This is a genomic window from Stenotrophomonas sp. SMYL86, from assembly GCF_036320025.1.
Taxonomy (GTDB): Bacteria; Pseudomonadota; Gammaproteobacteria; order Xanthomonadales; family Xanthomonadaceae; genus Stenotrophomonas; species Stenotrophomonas maltophilia_A.
Genome location: NZ_JAWIRU010000002.1, coordinates 64,018 through 77,207 on the forward strand (window position 1 = coordinate 64,018; position 13,190 = coordinate 77,207).

Annotated in this window: 15 protein-coding genes; 5 read left to right on the forward strand and 10 right to left on the reverse strand. The window is 67.3% G+C overall.

Annotated elements, in window-relative coordinates:
• Positions 1-5 precede the first annotated feature (5 nt).
• Genes V3B64_RS02890 through ccmA form a run of 6 tightly spaced genes read right to left on the reverse strand, consistent with a single transcriptional unit; the run spans position 6 to position 4,704 of the window.
• Positions 6-1,925, reverse strand: a complete 1,920-nt coding sequence (locus V3B64_RS02890; RefSeq protein ID WP_329913585.1) for a heme lyase CcmF/NrfE family subunit — start codon at positions 1,923-1,925, stop codon at positions 6-8.
• Positions 1,926-2,387 carry a cytochrome c maturation protein CcmE gene (ccmE, locus tag V3B64_RS02895; protein WP_032129787.1) on the reverse strand — a complete coding sequence of 154 codons (462 nt, stop codon included), beginning with the start codon at positions 2,385-2,387 and terminating at the stop codon, positions 1,926-1,928.
• A complete protein-coding gene (locus V3B64_RS02900) occupies positions 2,384-2,572 on the reverse strand; it encodes a heme exporter protein CcmD (RefSeq protein WP_032129786.1) in 189 nt (62 codons plus the stop codon). Before V3B64_RS02900 ends, ccmE begins: the two co-directional genes overlap by 4 nt.
• Complete coding sequence (gene ccmC / locus V3B64_RS02905) at positions 2,569-3,339, reverse strand: heme ABC transporter permease CcmC (protein ID WP_329913586.1); 771 nt, start codon at positions 3,337-3,339, stop codon at positions 2,569-2,571. Before ccmC ends, V3B64_RS02900 begins: the two co-directional genes overlap by 4 nt.
• 43 nt (positions 3,340-3,382) lie before the next feature.
• Complete coding sequence (ccmB, locus tag V3B64_RS02910) at positions 3,383-4,078, reverse strand: heme exporter protein CcmB (RefSeq protein WP_032129785.1); 696 nt, start codon at positions 4,076-4,078, stop codon at positions 3,383-3,385.
• Positions 4,075-4,704: a heme ABC exporter ATP-binding protein CcmA gene (ccmA, locus tag V3B64_RS02915; protein ID WP_032129784.1), complete on the reverse strand. Its 630-nt coding sequence runs from the start codon at positions 4,702-4,704 to the stop codon at positions 4,075-4,077. Before ccmA ends, ccmB begins: the two co-directional genes overlap by 4 nt.
• Positions 4,705-4,891: 187 nt before the next feature.
• Between ccmA and V3B64_RS02920 the strand changes: the two genes are divergently transcribed.
• From V3B64_RS02920 to V3B64_RS02930, 3 genes are all read left to right on the forward strand, one after another.
• A complete protein-coding gene (locus tag V3B64_RS02920) occupies positions 4,892-6,040 on the forward strand; it encodes a pyridoxal phosphate-dependent aminotransferase (RefSeq protein ID WP_032129783.1) in 1,149 nt (382 codons plus the stop codon).
• 14 nt (positions 6,041-6,054) lie between these two features.
• Positions 6,055-6,861 carry an amidohydrolase gene (locus V3B64_RS02925; RefSeq protein ID WP_329913587.1) on the forward strand — a complete coding sequence of 269 codons (807 nt, stop codon included), beginning with the start codon at positions 6,055-6,057 and terminating at the stop codon, positions 6,859-6,861.
• A 103-nt stretch (positions 6,862-6,964) separates the two neighbouring features.
• Positions 6,965-7,399 carry a hypothetical protein gene (locus V3B64_RS02930; protein WP_329913588.1) on the forward strand — a complete coding sequence of 145 codons (435 nt, stop codon included), beginning with the start codon at positions 6,965-6,967 and terminating at the stop codon, positions 7,397-7,399.
• Here the strand turns inward: V3B64_RS02930 and V3B64_RS02935 are convergent.
• Positions 7,386-7,679 carry a hypothetical protein gene (locus V3B64_RS02935; RefSeq protein WP_032129780.1) on the reverse strand — a complete coding sequence of 98 codons (294 nt, stop codon included), beginning with the start codon at positions 7,677-7,679 and terminating at the stop codon, positions 7,386-7,388. The two genes, V3B64_RS02930 and V3B64_RS02935, sit on opposite strands and share 14 nt — an antisense overlap.
• A gap of 352 nt (positions 7,680-8,031) precedes the next feature.
• Between V3B64_RS02935 and V3B64_RS02940 the strand changes: the two genes are divergently transcribed.
• Positions 8,032-8,439 carry a hypothetical protein gene (locus tag V3B64_RS02940; RefSeq protein ID WP_010486702.1) on the forward strand — a complete coding sequence of 136 codons (408 nt, stop codon included), beginning with the start codon at positions 8,032-8,034 and terminating at the stop codon, positions 8,437-8,439.
• A gap of 84 nt (positions 8,440-8,523) precedes the next feature.
• Here the strand turns inward: V3B64_RS02940 and V3B64_RS02945 are convergent, their stop codons facing one another.
• Positions 8,524-9,672 carry an MFS transporter gene (locus V3B64_RS02945; RefSeq protein ID WP_329913589.1) on the reverse strand — a complete coding sequence of 383 codons (1,149 nt, stop codon included), beginning with the start codon at positions 9,670-9,672 and terminating at the stop codon, positions 8,524-8,526.
• Positions 9,673-9,762: 90 nt separating this feature from the next.
• Here V3B64_RS02945 and V3B64_RS02950 point away from each other — a divergent pair, with 90 nt between their 5' ends.
• Positions 9,763-10,551: a helix-turn-helix transcriptional regulator gene (locus V3B64_RS02950; protein ID WP_049401109.1), complete on the forward strand. Its 789-nt coding sequence runs from the start codon at positions 9,763-9,765 to the stop codon at positions 10,549-10,551.
• 116 nt (positions 10,552-10,667) lie between these two features.
• On the opposite strand, the gene V3B64_RS02955 is transcribed toward V3B64_RS02950, so the two are convergent.
• Together V3B64_RS02955 and scpB are read right to left on the reverse strand one after the other, a co-directional pair.
• The gene (locus V3B64_RS02955) at positions 10,668-12,317 is read right to left on the reverse strand and encodes a pseudouridine synthase (RefSeq protein WP_049401107.1); all 1,650 of its coding nucleotides are present in this window, start codon (positions 12,315-12,317) and stop codon (positions 10,668-10,670) included.
• Entirely contained in the window at positions 12,310-13,185 is an 876-nt protein-coding gene (gene scpB / locus V3B64_RS02960; RefSeq protein ID WP_285301847.1) for an SMC-Scp complex subunit ScpB, read from the reverse strand. The genes V3B64_RS02955 and scpB overlap by 8 nt, the downstream gene beginning before the upstream one ends.
• Between the last annotated feature and the right edge of the window lie 5 nt (positions 13,186-13,190).

The window sequence follows — 13,190 nt, forward strand, 5'->3', positions numbered from 1 at the left end:
AACTCCTACGGACGACGGAAGCGGCGGTCGGCGGCGGTGATGAATCCGCCCAGGGCCATCAACAGCGCGCCCAGCCAGATCCAGCGCACGAACGGCTTGATGTGCACCCGGACCGCCCATGCATTGTTGCCCAGCGGCTCGCCCAATGCCACGTAGACATCACCATCGAGGCGTGCATCGATGCCGGCCTCGGTCATCACCTGGCCGCCGCTGGCGTACTGGCGCTTTTCCGGATGCAGCAGGGCCAGCTCGCGGCCGTTGCGGAACACGCGCAGGTGGCCGCGGTCGGCGATGAAGTTCGGTCCTTCACGATGGTCCACGCCCTCGAAGCGCACCTCGTGGCGGCCGACCACCACCTGTTGGCCCGGTGCCAGCGCCACTTCACGCTGTACGTTCAGGGCTTCCACCAGCAGCGCACCGGCCAGGAACACGGCGATGCCGGCATGGGCGACGATCATGCCGAGCATTTCGGCGGTGAAGCGGCCATTGCCGCGCAGTCGCTGCCAGACGAAGCGTGCGGTACCGAACCCGACCCAGACCGCGGCAGCGACACCGAGACCGGCCTTCCAGCCGTTCTGCGGCGCCTGCCACCAGGCCAGCGCACCCAGCAGCACCGCCAGCCCCAGCCAGGGTGCCAGCAGCGCGAACGCGCGCGAGGGCTGGTCGCGTTGCCACTTCACCAGCGGGCCGAACGGCAGCAGCAGGATCATCGGTGCCATCAGCAGCAGGAACAGGCTGCCGAAGTAGGGCGGGCCGACCGAGATCTTGCCCAGCGACAGTGCATCGGCCAGCAACGGATACAGTGTGCCGAGCAGCACCATCGCGCAGGCGGTGGCCAGCAGCAGGTTGTTGGCCAGTAGCAGGGTCTCGCGCGAGGTGGCGGTGAAGCCACGGCGCGGATCGTCGGCGTCCACGCTGAGCTGGCTGGCACGCAGCGCGTACAGCAGCAGGCTGCCGCCGACCAGCACCGACAGGAACACCAGGATGAACAGGCCGCGCGACGGATCTGCAGCGAACGAATGCACGCTGGTCAGCACACCGGAGCGCACCAGGAAGGTGCCGAGCAGCGACAGCGCGAAGGCCGCGATCGCCAGCAGCAGGGTCCAGCTGCCGAAAGTGCCGCGCTTCTCAGTGACCGCCTGCGAATGGATCAGTGCCGCACCGACCAGCCACGGCATGAAGCTGGCATTTTCCACCGGGTCCCAGAACCACCAGCCGCCCCAGCCCAGCTCGTAATAGGCCCACCAGCTGCCCAGCGCGATGCCCAGGGTCAGGAACCCCCAGGCGACGTTGGTCCACGGCCGCGTCCAGCGCAGCCAGCGTGCGTCGACGCGGCCTTCCAGCAGTGCGGCCACCGCGAATGCGAACGGCACCGCGAAGCCGACATAGCCCAGGTACAGCATCGGCGGATGGATGATCAGCCCCGGGTCCTGCAGCAGTGGATTGAGGTCGCGGCCTTCCAGCGGTGCCGGGTTCAGGCGCAGGAACGGGTTGGAAGTGAAGATCAGGAAGGCGAGGAATCCGATGCTGACGATGCCCATCACCGCCAGTACACGCGCCTGCACCGGTGCAGGCAGGTGCCGCGAGAACAGCGCCACTGCGCCGGTCCACAGCGCCAGCACCAGCGCCCACATCAGCAGTGAGCCCTCGTGCGCACCCCACACCGCCGAGTAGCGGTAGATCATCGGCAGCAGCGAATTGGAGTTCTCGGCCACGTAGCGCACCGAGAAGTCCTGCTGCACGAACGCAGCGGTGAGCACCGCGAAGGCGCCGGCGAGCAGCAGCAGTTGTGCGAAGGCGGCTGGCCGTGCCACCGCCATCCATGCCGTGTTGCCGCGATGCGCGCCGACCAGCGGCAGCCCGGCCTGCAGCAGCGAGGCCAGCAGCGCGCACAACAGCAGGATCTGACCCAGTTCGGGCAGCACTCAGCGCACCTCGGGTGCCGTCACCGGCACGTCATGCTTGCGATGGGCGTCGCCCATCTTGTCGGCCACTTCCTTGGGCACGTACTTCTCATCGTGCTTGGCCAGCACCTCGTCGGCGACGAACACATCGTCCTGCAGGCGGCCACTGGCGACCACCGCGGTGCCTTCGGCGAACATGTCCGGCAGGATCCGCGACGTGGTCACCGCCAGCTGGGCATCGCCGTCGGTCACTTCAAAACGTGCTTCCAGCGAACCGACCGGGCGGTTGAAGGAGCCCTTCACCACCATGCCGCCCAGGCGGAACCGCGACTGCGCATCGACATCGCCGCGCAGCACTTCCGAAGGCGTGTACAGGTAGGCGATGTTGCGCTCCAGCGCCATCGCCACCAGCGCGGTGGCCAGGCCGGAGGCGAGCAGGGCCAGCAGTACCCAGACCAGGCGGCGACGTTGTACCGGCGTCATCGTTCCAGCTCCGTCGACAGCGGCGCCGCAGCGTCCTGTTTGACGGCGCGGGTCTGCTGCCGCTGCTGGCGTGCCAGCGCCAACCGGCGTGCCACGCGCAGGCGCAGCCACGAACCGATGGCATCGGCGCCGAGTACCAGCACGAACACGGCGTAGGCGCCGATCACATAGGGCAGGTGGGTCATGATTGGGCCTCCCCGGCCGGACGTGCGGCATCGACGCGGCCGCCGACCCAGGCCTTGCCGGCCTCGCGGTCGAGATTGTCGGCACGGGCCTTTGCCAGCACCGAACCGGCGAACCAGAACTTGGTGCCGATCACCATCCACCACAGTGGCGCGATCATCGCGCTGCTGATCGCCGATTCACCGAACACGTTGATCGACTGGCGCTGGTGCAGGCCGCCCCACCAGTCCACCGAATAGCGGATCACCGGCAGCAGGCTGACTCCGACGATGGCCAGCAGGCCGGCTGCACGTGCGGCGCTGCGGCGGTCTTCGATGGCGTGATACAGGCCGATCACGCCCAGGTACAGGAACAGCAGCACCAGCTCACTGGTCATGCGCGGGTCCCAGTCCCACCAGGTGCCCCAGGTACCCTTGCCCCAGATGCTGCCGGTGAGCAGGGTGATCAGGGTGAAACCGGCACCCATCGGTGCGCAGGCCATGGCCAGGATCTCGCAGACCTTGATCCGCCAGATCAGGGCGATGGCGGCATACAGCGCCATCAGCGCGAACACGAACAGGCTCATCCAGGCGCTGGGCACGTGGATGTAGAGGATGCGGAAGCTGTCCAGCTGCTTGGCTTCCGGCGGCACCACCAGCAGCGCCTGCCACATGCCGACCAGCAGCACCGGCACCGCCGCGAGGTAGAACACCCGCGACCAGCGGGCAGCGAATCGGTCGAACGTGGGGGGCGAACCGAGTTGGTGGAACCAGCGGACAATCGGATTCATGCGTGGCGGCTATCCAGCAGGGGTGGATTGGCTCTCAGCTCGGTCAACTCAGAGAAATACGTATTGCAGCGGCGGTGGCCAACGGCGCCAGCACCAGCGCGACCAGCAGGCCGGCGCCCAGCATCAGCAGCGCACCGACCGGATCCTGTCCGCGTCCCGCCGCTGCCAGGCTGCCTGCACCGAACACCAGCACCGGCACGTACAGTGGCAACGACAGCAACGCCACGAGAATACCAGAGCGCCGGATGCCTACGGTCAGTGCAGCGACCACGCCACCGATCAGGCTCAGCAACGGTGTTCCCAGCAGCAACGATGCCAGCAACATCGGCAGCTGGTCATGCGGCAGATGCAGCATTTCGGCCAGCAACGGGCTGACCACGATCAGCGGCAGCGCAGTGGTGGCCCAGTGCAGCAGCACGCGCACCAGCACCAGCCAGGCCAGCGGCACCGGCGCCAGCAGCCATTGTTCCAGCGAGCCGTCTTCGGCATCGGAGCGGAACAGTGAATCCAGTGACAGCTGGCCGGCCAGCAGCACGGCCAGCCACAGCACCGCGCCGGCGGTGGCGGCCAGTAGTTGCGGTTCGCGGCCCTGGGCGAGCGCGAACAGCACCACCACCAGTACCGCGAACAGCAGCGGCTGCAGCGCATCGCCGCGGCGGCGCCAGAGCAGGCGCAGGTCGCGCTTGAGCAGGGCCGCTGCGGTCTGCCACAGGCCCGGCTCGGTGCCTGGCGCGATCATGCGGTACCGCCGAGGTCGAGCTGGCGGGTACGCACCGGCGGTGCGGCATAGGCGCCGTGGGTGGTGACCAGCGCCGCGCCACCGGCGCGGAGGTGCGCGGAAATCATCCGGTTGACCAGGGTGATGCCCTCCAGGTCGAGGTTGGCGTAGGGTTCGTCGAGCAGCCACAGCGGCGCCGGCGACAGCCAGATGCGTGCCAGTGCCAGCCGCCGCTTCTGCCCGGCGGACAGATGCCGAACAAGGGTGTCCTCATAACCGGCCAGGCCGACGATGGCCAGCGCGTTGCCGGGCATCTGCCGCGCACGGCGGCCGTGCAGGCCACACAGGAAGTGCAGGTTCTCCAGCGTGTCCAGATCGGGCTTCAATGCGGGCAGGTGGCTGAGGTAGGCGACGTAACGCGCGCGCTCGGCATTGCCGGCCGGCCTGCCATCGATCTGCACCTGCCCGGCACCAGGCCGGGCCAGGCCCGCCAGCACGCGCAGCAGGGTGGTCTTGCCGGCGCCATTGCCGCCCTGCACCAGCAGGGCTTCGCCGGCGTCCACATGGAAGTCCAGCGGGCCGAACACCGGCTCGTCATTGCGGGAAAAGCTCAGGCCGCTGGCGGCCAGCAATGCAGGGGTGTTCAAGGGGCAAAGGTCTTCATGCCGGAGTGCGGCGGCAATTGTAGCGGTGAATTCACAGGGTAGTACCGGCCGCTGGCCGGCAGGTGCGACCCAGCGTCGCAGATTGCCTGGGGTTGCCGGCCAGCGGCCGGCACTACCGAAGCAGGGATTGCGTAAACTCAGGGGCCTGTCTCCCCATATCCCCAGGCCGATGCAACCCACCACCAAGCTGCCCAAGGTCGGTACCACGATCTTCACCGTGATGTCCCAGCTCGCCGCCGAACACGGCGCAGTCAACCTCGGTCAGGGGTTCCCGGACTTTTCCGCACCGCAGCGCCTGATCGATGAAACCGCCAGGGCGATGGCCGCCGGGCTGAACCAGTACCCGCCGATGACGGGTGTGGCGCCGCTGCGCCAGGCCATCGCGCAGAAGGCGCTGGACTGCTACGGCGCGCAGGTCGACGCGGACAGCGAAATCACCGTCACCAGCGGCGGCACCGAGGCCATCTTCAACGCTATTCACGCTGTGGTGCGTGCGGGCGAGGAAGTGATCGTGCTCGACCCGGCGTATGACTGCTATGAACCGGCGATCGATCTGGCCGGCGCCAAGGCCGTGCATGTGTCGCTGGATCCGCAGACCTTCGCCGTCGACTGGGACCGCGTGCGTGCGGCGATCACCCCGCGTACCCGCATGCTGATCGTCAACACCCCGCACAATCCGTCCGGTGCGATGCTGTCGGCGCAGGACATGCAGGCGCTGGCCGAGCTGCTGCGCGGCACGCAGATCTACCTGATCTCCGATGAGGTGTACGAACACATCATCTATGACGGCCGCCGCCATGAATCGGCGCTGCGCTACCCGGAACTGCGCGAACGCGCGTTCGTCATCTCCAGTTTCGGCAAGACCTACCACTGCACTGGCTGGAAGATCGGCTATGCGATCGCCCCGCCGGCGCTGACCGCCGAGTTCCGCAAGGTGCACCAGTACAACACCTTCACCAGCTTCGGCCCGGCGCAGTACGGCTTCGCCGCGATGATCCGCGATGAGCCCGAACACCACCTGGAGCTGGGTGCGTTCTACCAGGCCAAGCGCGACCGCTTCCGCGAGCAGCTGGCCAGCACCCGGCTGAAGGCGCTGCCGGTGCCGGGCGGTTACTTCCAGCTGGTCGACTACTCGGCCATCAGCGACCTGCCGGACCATGAGTTCGTGAAGTGGCTGACCATCGAGAAGGGCGTCACTGCCATTCCGCTGTCGCCGTTCTACGAAAATCCGCCGGCCGGCCAGCGCCTGGTGCGCCTGTGCTTCGCCAAGAATGAAGCAACGATGGACGCGGCGATCGAACGCCTGCGCCTGCTCTGAGCGGAGGCGTGAACATGCAGGACCTGCGCATTTCCCTCGTCCAGGGCGACACCCGCTGGCATGACCCGGCGGGCAACCGTGAGTACTACGGCGCGCTGCTGGCACCGCTGGCCGGCACCACCGATCTGGTGATCCTGCCGGAGACCTTCACCAGTGGCTTTTCCAATGAAGCCATCGCCCAGGCCGAAGGCATGGATGGTCCGACCGTGGCCTGGGTGCGTGAACAGGCCAAGGCGCTGGACGCGGCGGTGATCGGCAGCGTGCAGCTGCGTAATGGCGAAGGCGTCTACAACCGGCTGCTGTTCGCCACCCCCGACGGCGAGCTGCAGTACTACGACAAGCGCCACCTGTTCCGCTATGGCGGCGAGCACGAGCGCTATGCGGCCGGCCGCGAGCGCCTGAGCGTGGAATGGAAGGGCTGGCGGATCAATCCGCAGGTCTGCTACGACCTGCGTTTCCCGGTGTTCTGCCGCAACCGCTACAACGTTGAACGTCCACAGCAGCTGGATTTCGATCTGCAGATCTTCGTCGCCAACTGGCCGTCGGCACGCGCCTATGCGTGGAAGACACTGCTACGTGCACGTGCGATCGAGAACCTGTGCTTCGTTGCTGCGGTGAACCGTGTCGGCGTCGATGGCAACCAGCTGCATTACGCCGGTGACAGCGCGGTGCTGGATTTCCTCGGCCAGCCGCAGGTGGAAATCCGCGAGCGCGAACAGGTGGTCACCACCACCATCTCGGCCGAGGCGCTGGCCGCACACCGCGCGCGCTTTCCGGCGATGCTTGATGCCGATGCCTTCCACCTGGACGAGCAGGCCTGAGCGACGGCCTGAACGCCGCCGCACCAGCGCGCGCGCCTGCATTCAACGTGCACGCGCGCGCTGCTAGATTCGCCGCCAGTCCGACCGAACTGGAAGTCCTGCCATGAACACGTCCTTCGCCCTGCTGCTGGCCCTGTCCGCCGCATCGCTGGCCCCGGCCGCGCACGCCGCCGGCAACCTCGATTGCCAGCTGCGCTACAACCTCTCCGGCTGGTCGCTGATCTACAAGACCGCCTCCGGCAATGGCACGGTCACCTGCAGCAATGGCGCCAGCATGCCGGTGCGCATCCAGATGAAGGGCGGCGGCCTGACCGTGGGCAAGTCGAAGATCACCAACGGGCGTGGCAGCTTCACCGGCGCGGTCAACGTCAACGAACTGCTGGGTACTTACGCCTCGGTCGGCGCGCATGCCGGTGCGGTGAAGTCCAGCAACGCGCAGGTGATGACCAAGGGCGACATCTCGCTGGCCCTGTCCGGTACCGGCAAGGGCTGGGACCTGGGCGTGGACGGCACCGCGTTCACCCTCAGCCGGCGCTGAGGCGCGACGGCTCGGCAGATCCCCAGCTGATGCGGATGTAGTGCTGTTCGGAATCGCTCAACAACCGTTCGACACCGAAACCATTCTTGAGCAGTTGTGCGGTCACGTCTTCGACGAGCTGCTCGCTGGCCATCACCTGGCTGAAGCCGAACACGAGATAGCGGCGGCCATTCTCCGAGCCGATCTGGATCGAGTTGTCGAGGTCGCGGTAGAACTGTTCGATAGGGCGCTTGGCGGCATCGGCGTTGGCGCGTGCCTGTTCGGCGGTAATGGTGATCATGGGCATCTGCCTGGTGTGGGAGAGCGCGCACGATAGCCAGCGCCCTGATGTGAATTCCGGGCGTGGCGCACAATGCCTTGTGTTTGCAGCAATTCCTAACATGCGGTGTGAGCGTCGATCCGCGCCGGAAAAGTGCCGCGCGACGGTGAGCATCCTGCATCGACATGAGGTCATCGGTCAGGCATGGGTTCCAACGGCAGTGGAGGCGTGAAACGCGCCGCCCACAGGGGATCCTGCGGCCATCCGATGCTGTGGGCGCTCATGCATTTACGTTTCCTTGACCCTGCAGTAACCCCGCAATGCCTAACAGGGACGTCCCAGCGATTCTGCTGGGATCATTGGAGACGCTGGAATGGAGTTCAGAACGTCCGTGCTGCTCGTGGCCCTCATCGCCACGCCCGCCATCGCCCACGCCGAGGTCTGCCTGTCTGACAGCGGACTCGTTGTGCCGTGTCCTAGCCTGTTGCCGCATCCGGTGACGGCCAGATTCGAGATCGGCACCCTGCCGCGTGTGGCTGGCTCGCCGTCGGAAATCTACATCACAGGCGGCGGCCAGGTGGATGGAACGAGTAATTTCTCGGTCTATGCCAATGGTCAGTTCCTGTGCCGTACCAATGACAATTACGACGGTGGCAACACCACGCCCATCCGCCATTGCACCGCGACCATCGCAACACCCGGAACCTATGTGATCTCGGCGTCGCGCAACAGTCCTGGCAACTTCCTCGCGCCGATGGACGAAGTGATCAACGTGCAGTAACCCGCTGTTCGCTGATCCAGGCCCCGGGGCAGGGACCTCGGGGCCCCTGCTGCCCGCGTGGCAGCAGGAGCGAGTCTTTCATCGTTACGATCGGCAGCCAGGCCTTCCGCCGTCGACTGACCGATCCCGCTGCAGCCACAAGGCCAGCAGGCCACACACGATGAGGGGCGGTGCCAGCAGCTGCACTGCACCGACCAACGCCATTGCCGCGCCGATCAACAGGTAGTAGAGCAGGCCGAACAGCGCGCCTGCGCTGCCGAGACAGTGTGGATAGCCGCGCAGGGCCTGGCCGAGCACATTGGGAATGGCAAGGCCGAAGCCGGTTACTACCGGCACCATCGCCGCGACCAGGGCAGGGTGATCATGCAGCAGCGCGGCCAGCAGGCCTCCCGTCAGAACCAGGCCTGCGGCGATGCGGATGCGCGTGGTTGCGGCAACGCCTGCACGCAGCAGGCGGCCATTGCCCCACGCGCCCAGTGCCGAGCCCAATGCCAGCACCGCGCCGCTGGCGCCGAACCAGGTGGCTGGCCAGTGCAGGCGCGCAAACAGGAAGGGGCCGAGTGCATACCAGCTGTACATCGCCACGTTGAAGGCCATCACCAGCAACGCGTGTGACCAGATCCAGCGATCGTGCAGCAGTTCCCGCAGCAGCGGCAGCATGGGCGTGTGCGGGATATGTGCAGGGCGGCTTTCGCGCAGGCCAGCCAGGCATGCGACTGCCAGCAGGGCAGCTATCAGCAGCAGGCCGGACTGTACGCCGAGATAGCCATTGGCGGTGACCAGCAGCGTGCCCAGTGCAAGACCGATGGCCGGGCTCAGGGCGAGGGCCATGCCGATCCAGGAGAATGCCTGCGCCAATGCCGGCCCCTGCAGATGGTCGCGCAGCACGGTCTGGGTGACCACCGAAGCGGCGGCGGCGCCGACTGCGGCCAACGCCTGGGCCAGCAGCACCTGGCCGAAGCTGCCAGCCATCAGCCCGCCCAGTGCAGCCACTGCGAAGACGCCGAGGCCACAGAGAAGGGCGGGGCGACGACCGATACGATCGGCCAGGCGCCCCCACAGCAGCACGCCTGCAGCGAAGCCGAACAGGTACAGGCTCATGGCCTGGCTGGCGGCACTCGGCGGCAGGGCGAAGCGTTCGGCCAGATCGGCCAGGGCCGGGCTGTACAGGGTCTGTGCCAACTGCGGAAACATCAGCAGTGCAATGGTGAGCAGCAACAGGCGGCGCGACATGCGGGCGCTCCAGGAACAGGGCCGCGCATTGTGATTGCGTCCGCAATGGCGCACTCTGTCTATCCTGTCATCGAATGCATGAAATCAGACATGGCCTGGTTGCAGCCTGATGCGCACTTCGACGCCGATGCCTGGGGCGCTCCGGTGCTGGGTATCGCGGCCTCATTGGCCGATCACGACTCGGGTTGGCACCAGCATGCGCGCGCGCAGCTGCTGTACACCCGGCAGGGCTGTACGCGCCTGACCTATGGTGATCGCGTCAGCCTGCTGCCGCCCGCGCGCGCAGCGTGGATTCCGGGTGGGCTGCGCCATCGCGCGCAGATGCGCCAGGCGGTCGACTACCGTTCGTTGTACTTCGACGCCACCCTGTCGGCCCAGCTGCCCCGCCAGCCGGCCATCATCGGCGTAGGTCCGCTGCTGCAGGCCTTGCTGGAGCCGATCGCGCAGGCACCGTTCGACCATGACTGGCAGTCGCCGCGCGCACACCATCAACTGGCGTTGTGCGTGCTGGAAATCGTCGCTGCACCGGTGGCGCCGATGGACCTGCCTCTGCCGCGTGATCCGCGGATCGCACGTTGTCTGCCGCTGGCCGAACAGTTGCCGCCCGAACTGGGCGAATTGGCCGCGCGTGCGGACCTGAGCGTGCGTACCGTTGGCCGGCTAATGCAGCGTGATACCGGCATGAGCTACCAGGCCTGGCGCCAGCAATGGCGCCTGATGCGGGCCATGGAGCTGCTGCTGCTCGGCCATCGCGTCGCGCATGTGGCGCAGGACACCGGCTTCTCCGCCGAGAGCCCGTTCATCGCCTTCTTCCGCAGCATGACCGGCACCACACCCGCCGCGTTCCAGCGCCACGCAAAAGGGGACGGAGGGGATTAAGTCGCTTTCGCCCCTTCGACACACGCCGTGGCAAAAACGACTTAATCCCCTCCGTCCCCTTTTTAAAGAAAAACCCCGGCCGGAGCTGGGGTTTTTCATTTCAGTCGGATCGCTGATCAGCCGCCGCGCGGGCCGCTGCGGCGCGGGCCGCCCGGACCGCGGTTGCCACCGGGGCCGCCCGGGCCTCGGTTGCCACCCGGACCACCGGGACCACGGTTACCGCCCGGGCCACGGTTGTTGCCACCGCCCGGACCGCGACCGCCCGGACGGGCGCCCTGCGCCGGCTTCGGGCTGCCATACGGGTTGAAGCCCGGGGTGGCGTGGTCGGACGGGAAGCTCGGGGCATTGCCCGGATGGCCGTACGGGTGCTTGTTGCCCTGGCCCTGCGAGCGGTTGCCCGCGCCGGCCGGACGACCTTGGCCGCCTGCGCCGCCACGGCCTTCACCGCCGAAGCCGCCACGGCCCTGGCCGCCACCGGCGCCAGCACCCGGACCCTTCGGCTTGCCGTACGGACGGCCCTGGCCGCCTGCGCCCGGACCACGGGCACCCGGGCCACGTGCGCCCGGACCGGCATTGCGATGGCCGCTCGGGCCGGTGCTCACGCCATCCGGCACGTACCAGGTGCGGAACGCGGCCGGGTTGCCTTCCGGCAGCGAACGATCGTTCTTCTGGGCACGCTGCTTGAACGGCTTCTGCGACTGCTTGGCCGCCGCTTCGCCGCTGACCGTCAGGCCGCCCTTGAAGCCGCCGCCCTTGCCGCCGCGACCACGGCCGCGGTCTTCGCGGACGTTGTCGAAGCGACGCAGCTCGCGGCCTTCGTCAGCGGTGTTGTGACCGTTGACGTAGGCGTTGCCGCGGCCACCTTCGCGCACGCGCACGGTGGTCTTGGCGGCACGGCGCTGGCCGATCACCGGCTGCAGGGTCAGTGCCGACGGTGCGCCTTCTTCCAGCTTCAGCTGCGCACGCAGGGCTTCCACCTGCGCGGTGCCCAGTTCCACTGAATGGCCACGGGCCAGTTCGCGCGGCAGGCTCACCTTGCCGTAGCGGGTGCGCTTCAGGCGGCTGACCTGGCAGCCCTGCGACTCCCACAGGCGACGCACTTCGCGGTTGCGGCCTTCCTTCACCACGACGCGGAACCAGTCGTGCGAATCGGTGCCGCCGATGCGTTCGATCTCGTCGAACTTGGCCGGACCGTCTTCCAGCGCGACGCCACGGGTGAGGCGGTCGACGATGGCGTCGGAGACCTTTTCCTCGCCTTCCGGCGCGCGCACGCGCACCACGTATTCGCGCTCGACCTCGAACGACGGGTGCATCATGGCGTTGGCCAGTTCACCGTCGGTGGTGGCCAGCAGCAGGCCGGTGGTGTTGATGTCGAGGCGGCCGATCGCGATCCAGCGCGCGCCCTTCAGCGGCGGCAGCGATTCGAACACGGTCGGGCGGCCTTCCGGATCATCGCGGGTGGTCACTTCGCCTTCCGGCTTGTTGTAGACCAGCACGCGCGACGGCTCGGCCAGGGCGGTGGCGACGAAGCCACGGCCATCCAGTTCGATCTTGTCGCCGCTCTTGACCGACATGCCGGTCTGCGCGACTTCACCGTTGACCTTGACCAGGCCTTCGGCAATGCGCTGTTCCAGCGCGCGGCGCGAGCCAAGGCCGGCCTGTGCCAGCACCTTGTGCAGGCGTTCTTCCAACTTGAACTGTTCGGAGGTGGCTTCGCGCTTGAGCGAGAGCTTGTTCAACGACAGCTTGCGAGGGGTGTCACTCATCAGTTTTGCTCCGGCCGACGGTTTCGAGGTCGGCCTCTGGTTCGGAATCGGCTTGGTCAACAGCCACGGTCGTCATCGCGACGGCGTTGTCTTCGCGTTCGTTCACTGGCACCGCGCGCTCGCCCGGCGCGGAATCGGGGTGCCCATCATCGAAGGGCGAAGGTGCTTGCTCATCGGAGGCCGACGCAGGGGCTGCATCGACGGAATCAGGGGTGTCACTGCCGGCCTGGCCGGCATCATCGTTTGCGGCAGCGCCTTCGGCGCCGGCCGAGAGGTCAGGGCCATCGGCGCTTGCCGCCGCCGGTGCATCGCGGTCCAGGGACAGCTGGGGTTCCAGCTCGCCCAGGTCCTTCAGTTCCGACAGTGGCGGCAGCTCATCCAATCGCTTCAGGCCGAAATAATCCAGGAAGCCCTTGGTGGTGCCGAACAGCGCCGGCTTGCCGGGTACGTCGCGGTGGCCGACCACGCGGATCCACTCGCGTTCTTCCAGCGCCTGGATGATGTTGCTGCTGACCGCCACGCCGCGCACCTGCTCGATCTCGCCGCGGGTGATCGGCTGCCGGTAGGCGATCAGCGCCAGGGTTTCCAGGGTGGCGCGGGTGTAACGGGTCTTGCGTTCGGTCCACAGCCGGCTGATCCAGCCATGCACTTCGCCGGTGACCTGGTAGCGGAAGCCGGAGGCGACCTCGACCAGTTCCACGCCGCGGCCTTCGCAGGCTTCGCGCAGCCGTTCCAGTGCGCGTTCGATGCTGCCCGGCGGTGCCGGTTCCTCTTCCGGGAACAGGTCCTTCAGCTGGGCCAGGGTGAGCGGCTGGCTGGAGGCCAACAGGGCACCCTCGACAATGCGGTCGATCAGCGATTGATCCATCGGCA

Bases quoted from the DNA above. Each gene is read 5' to 3' on its own strand.
- V3B64_RS02945 (WP_329913589.1), bottom strand. From the start codon at position 9,672: ATGTCGCGCCGCCTGTTGCTGCTCACCATTGCACTGCTGATGTTTCCG.
- ccmE (WP_032129787.1), bottom strand. From the start codon at position 2,387: ATGACGCCGGTACAACGTCGCCGCCTGGTCTGGGTACTGCTGGCCCTG.
- ccmC (WP_329913586.1), bottom strand. From the start codon at position 3,339: ATGAATCCGATTGTCCGCTGGTTCCACCAACTCGGTTCGCCCCCCACG.
- V3B64_RS02950 (WP_049401109.1), top strand. From the start codon at position 9,763: ATGGCCTGGTTGCAGCCTGATGCGCACTTCGACGCCGATGCCTGGGGC.
- V3B64_RS02930 (WP_329913588.1), top strand. From the start codon at position 6,965: ATGAACACGTCCTTCGCCCTGCTGCTGGCCCTGTCCGCCGCATCGCTG.
- V3B64_RS02920 (WP_032129783.1), top strand. From the start codon at position 4,892: ATGCAACCCACCACCAAGCTGCCCAAGGTCGGTACCACGATCTTCACC.
- V3B64_RS02955 (WP_049401107.1), bottom strand. From the start codon at position 12,317: ATGAGTGACACCCCTCGCAAGCTGTCGTTGAACAAGCTCTCGCTCAAG.
- V3B64_RS02925 (WP_329913587.1), top strand. From the start codon at position 6,055: ATGCAGGACCTGCGCATTTCCCTCGTCCAGGGCGACACCCGCTGGCAT.
- scpB (WP_285301847.1), bottom strand. From the start codon at position 13,185: ATGGATCAATCGCTGATCGACCGCATTGTCGAGGGTGCCCTGTTGGCC.
- ccmB (WP_032129785.1), bottom strand. From the start codon at position 4,078: ATGATCGCGCCAGGCACCGAGCCGGGCCTGTGGCAGACCGCAGCGGCC.
- V3B64_RS02900 (WP_032129786.1), bottom strand. From the start codon at position 2,572: ATGACCCACCTGCCCTATGTGATCGGCGCCTACGCCGTGTTCGTGCTG.
- V3B64_RS02940 (WP_010486702.1), top strand. From the start codon at position 8,032: ATGGAGTTCAGAACGTCCGTGCTGCTCGTGGCCCTCATCGCCACGCCC.
- V3B64_RS02935 (WP_032129780.1), bottom strand. From the start codon at position 7,679: ATGATCACCATTACCGCCGAACAGGCACGCGCCAACGCCGATGCCGCC.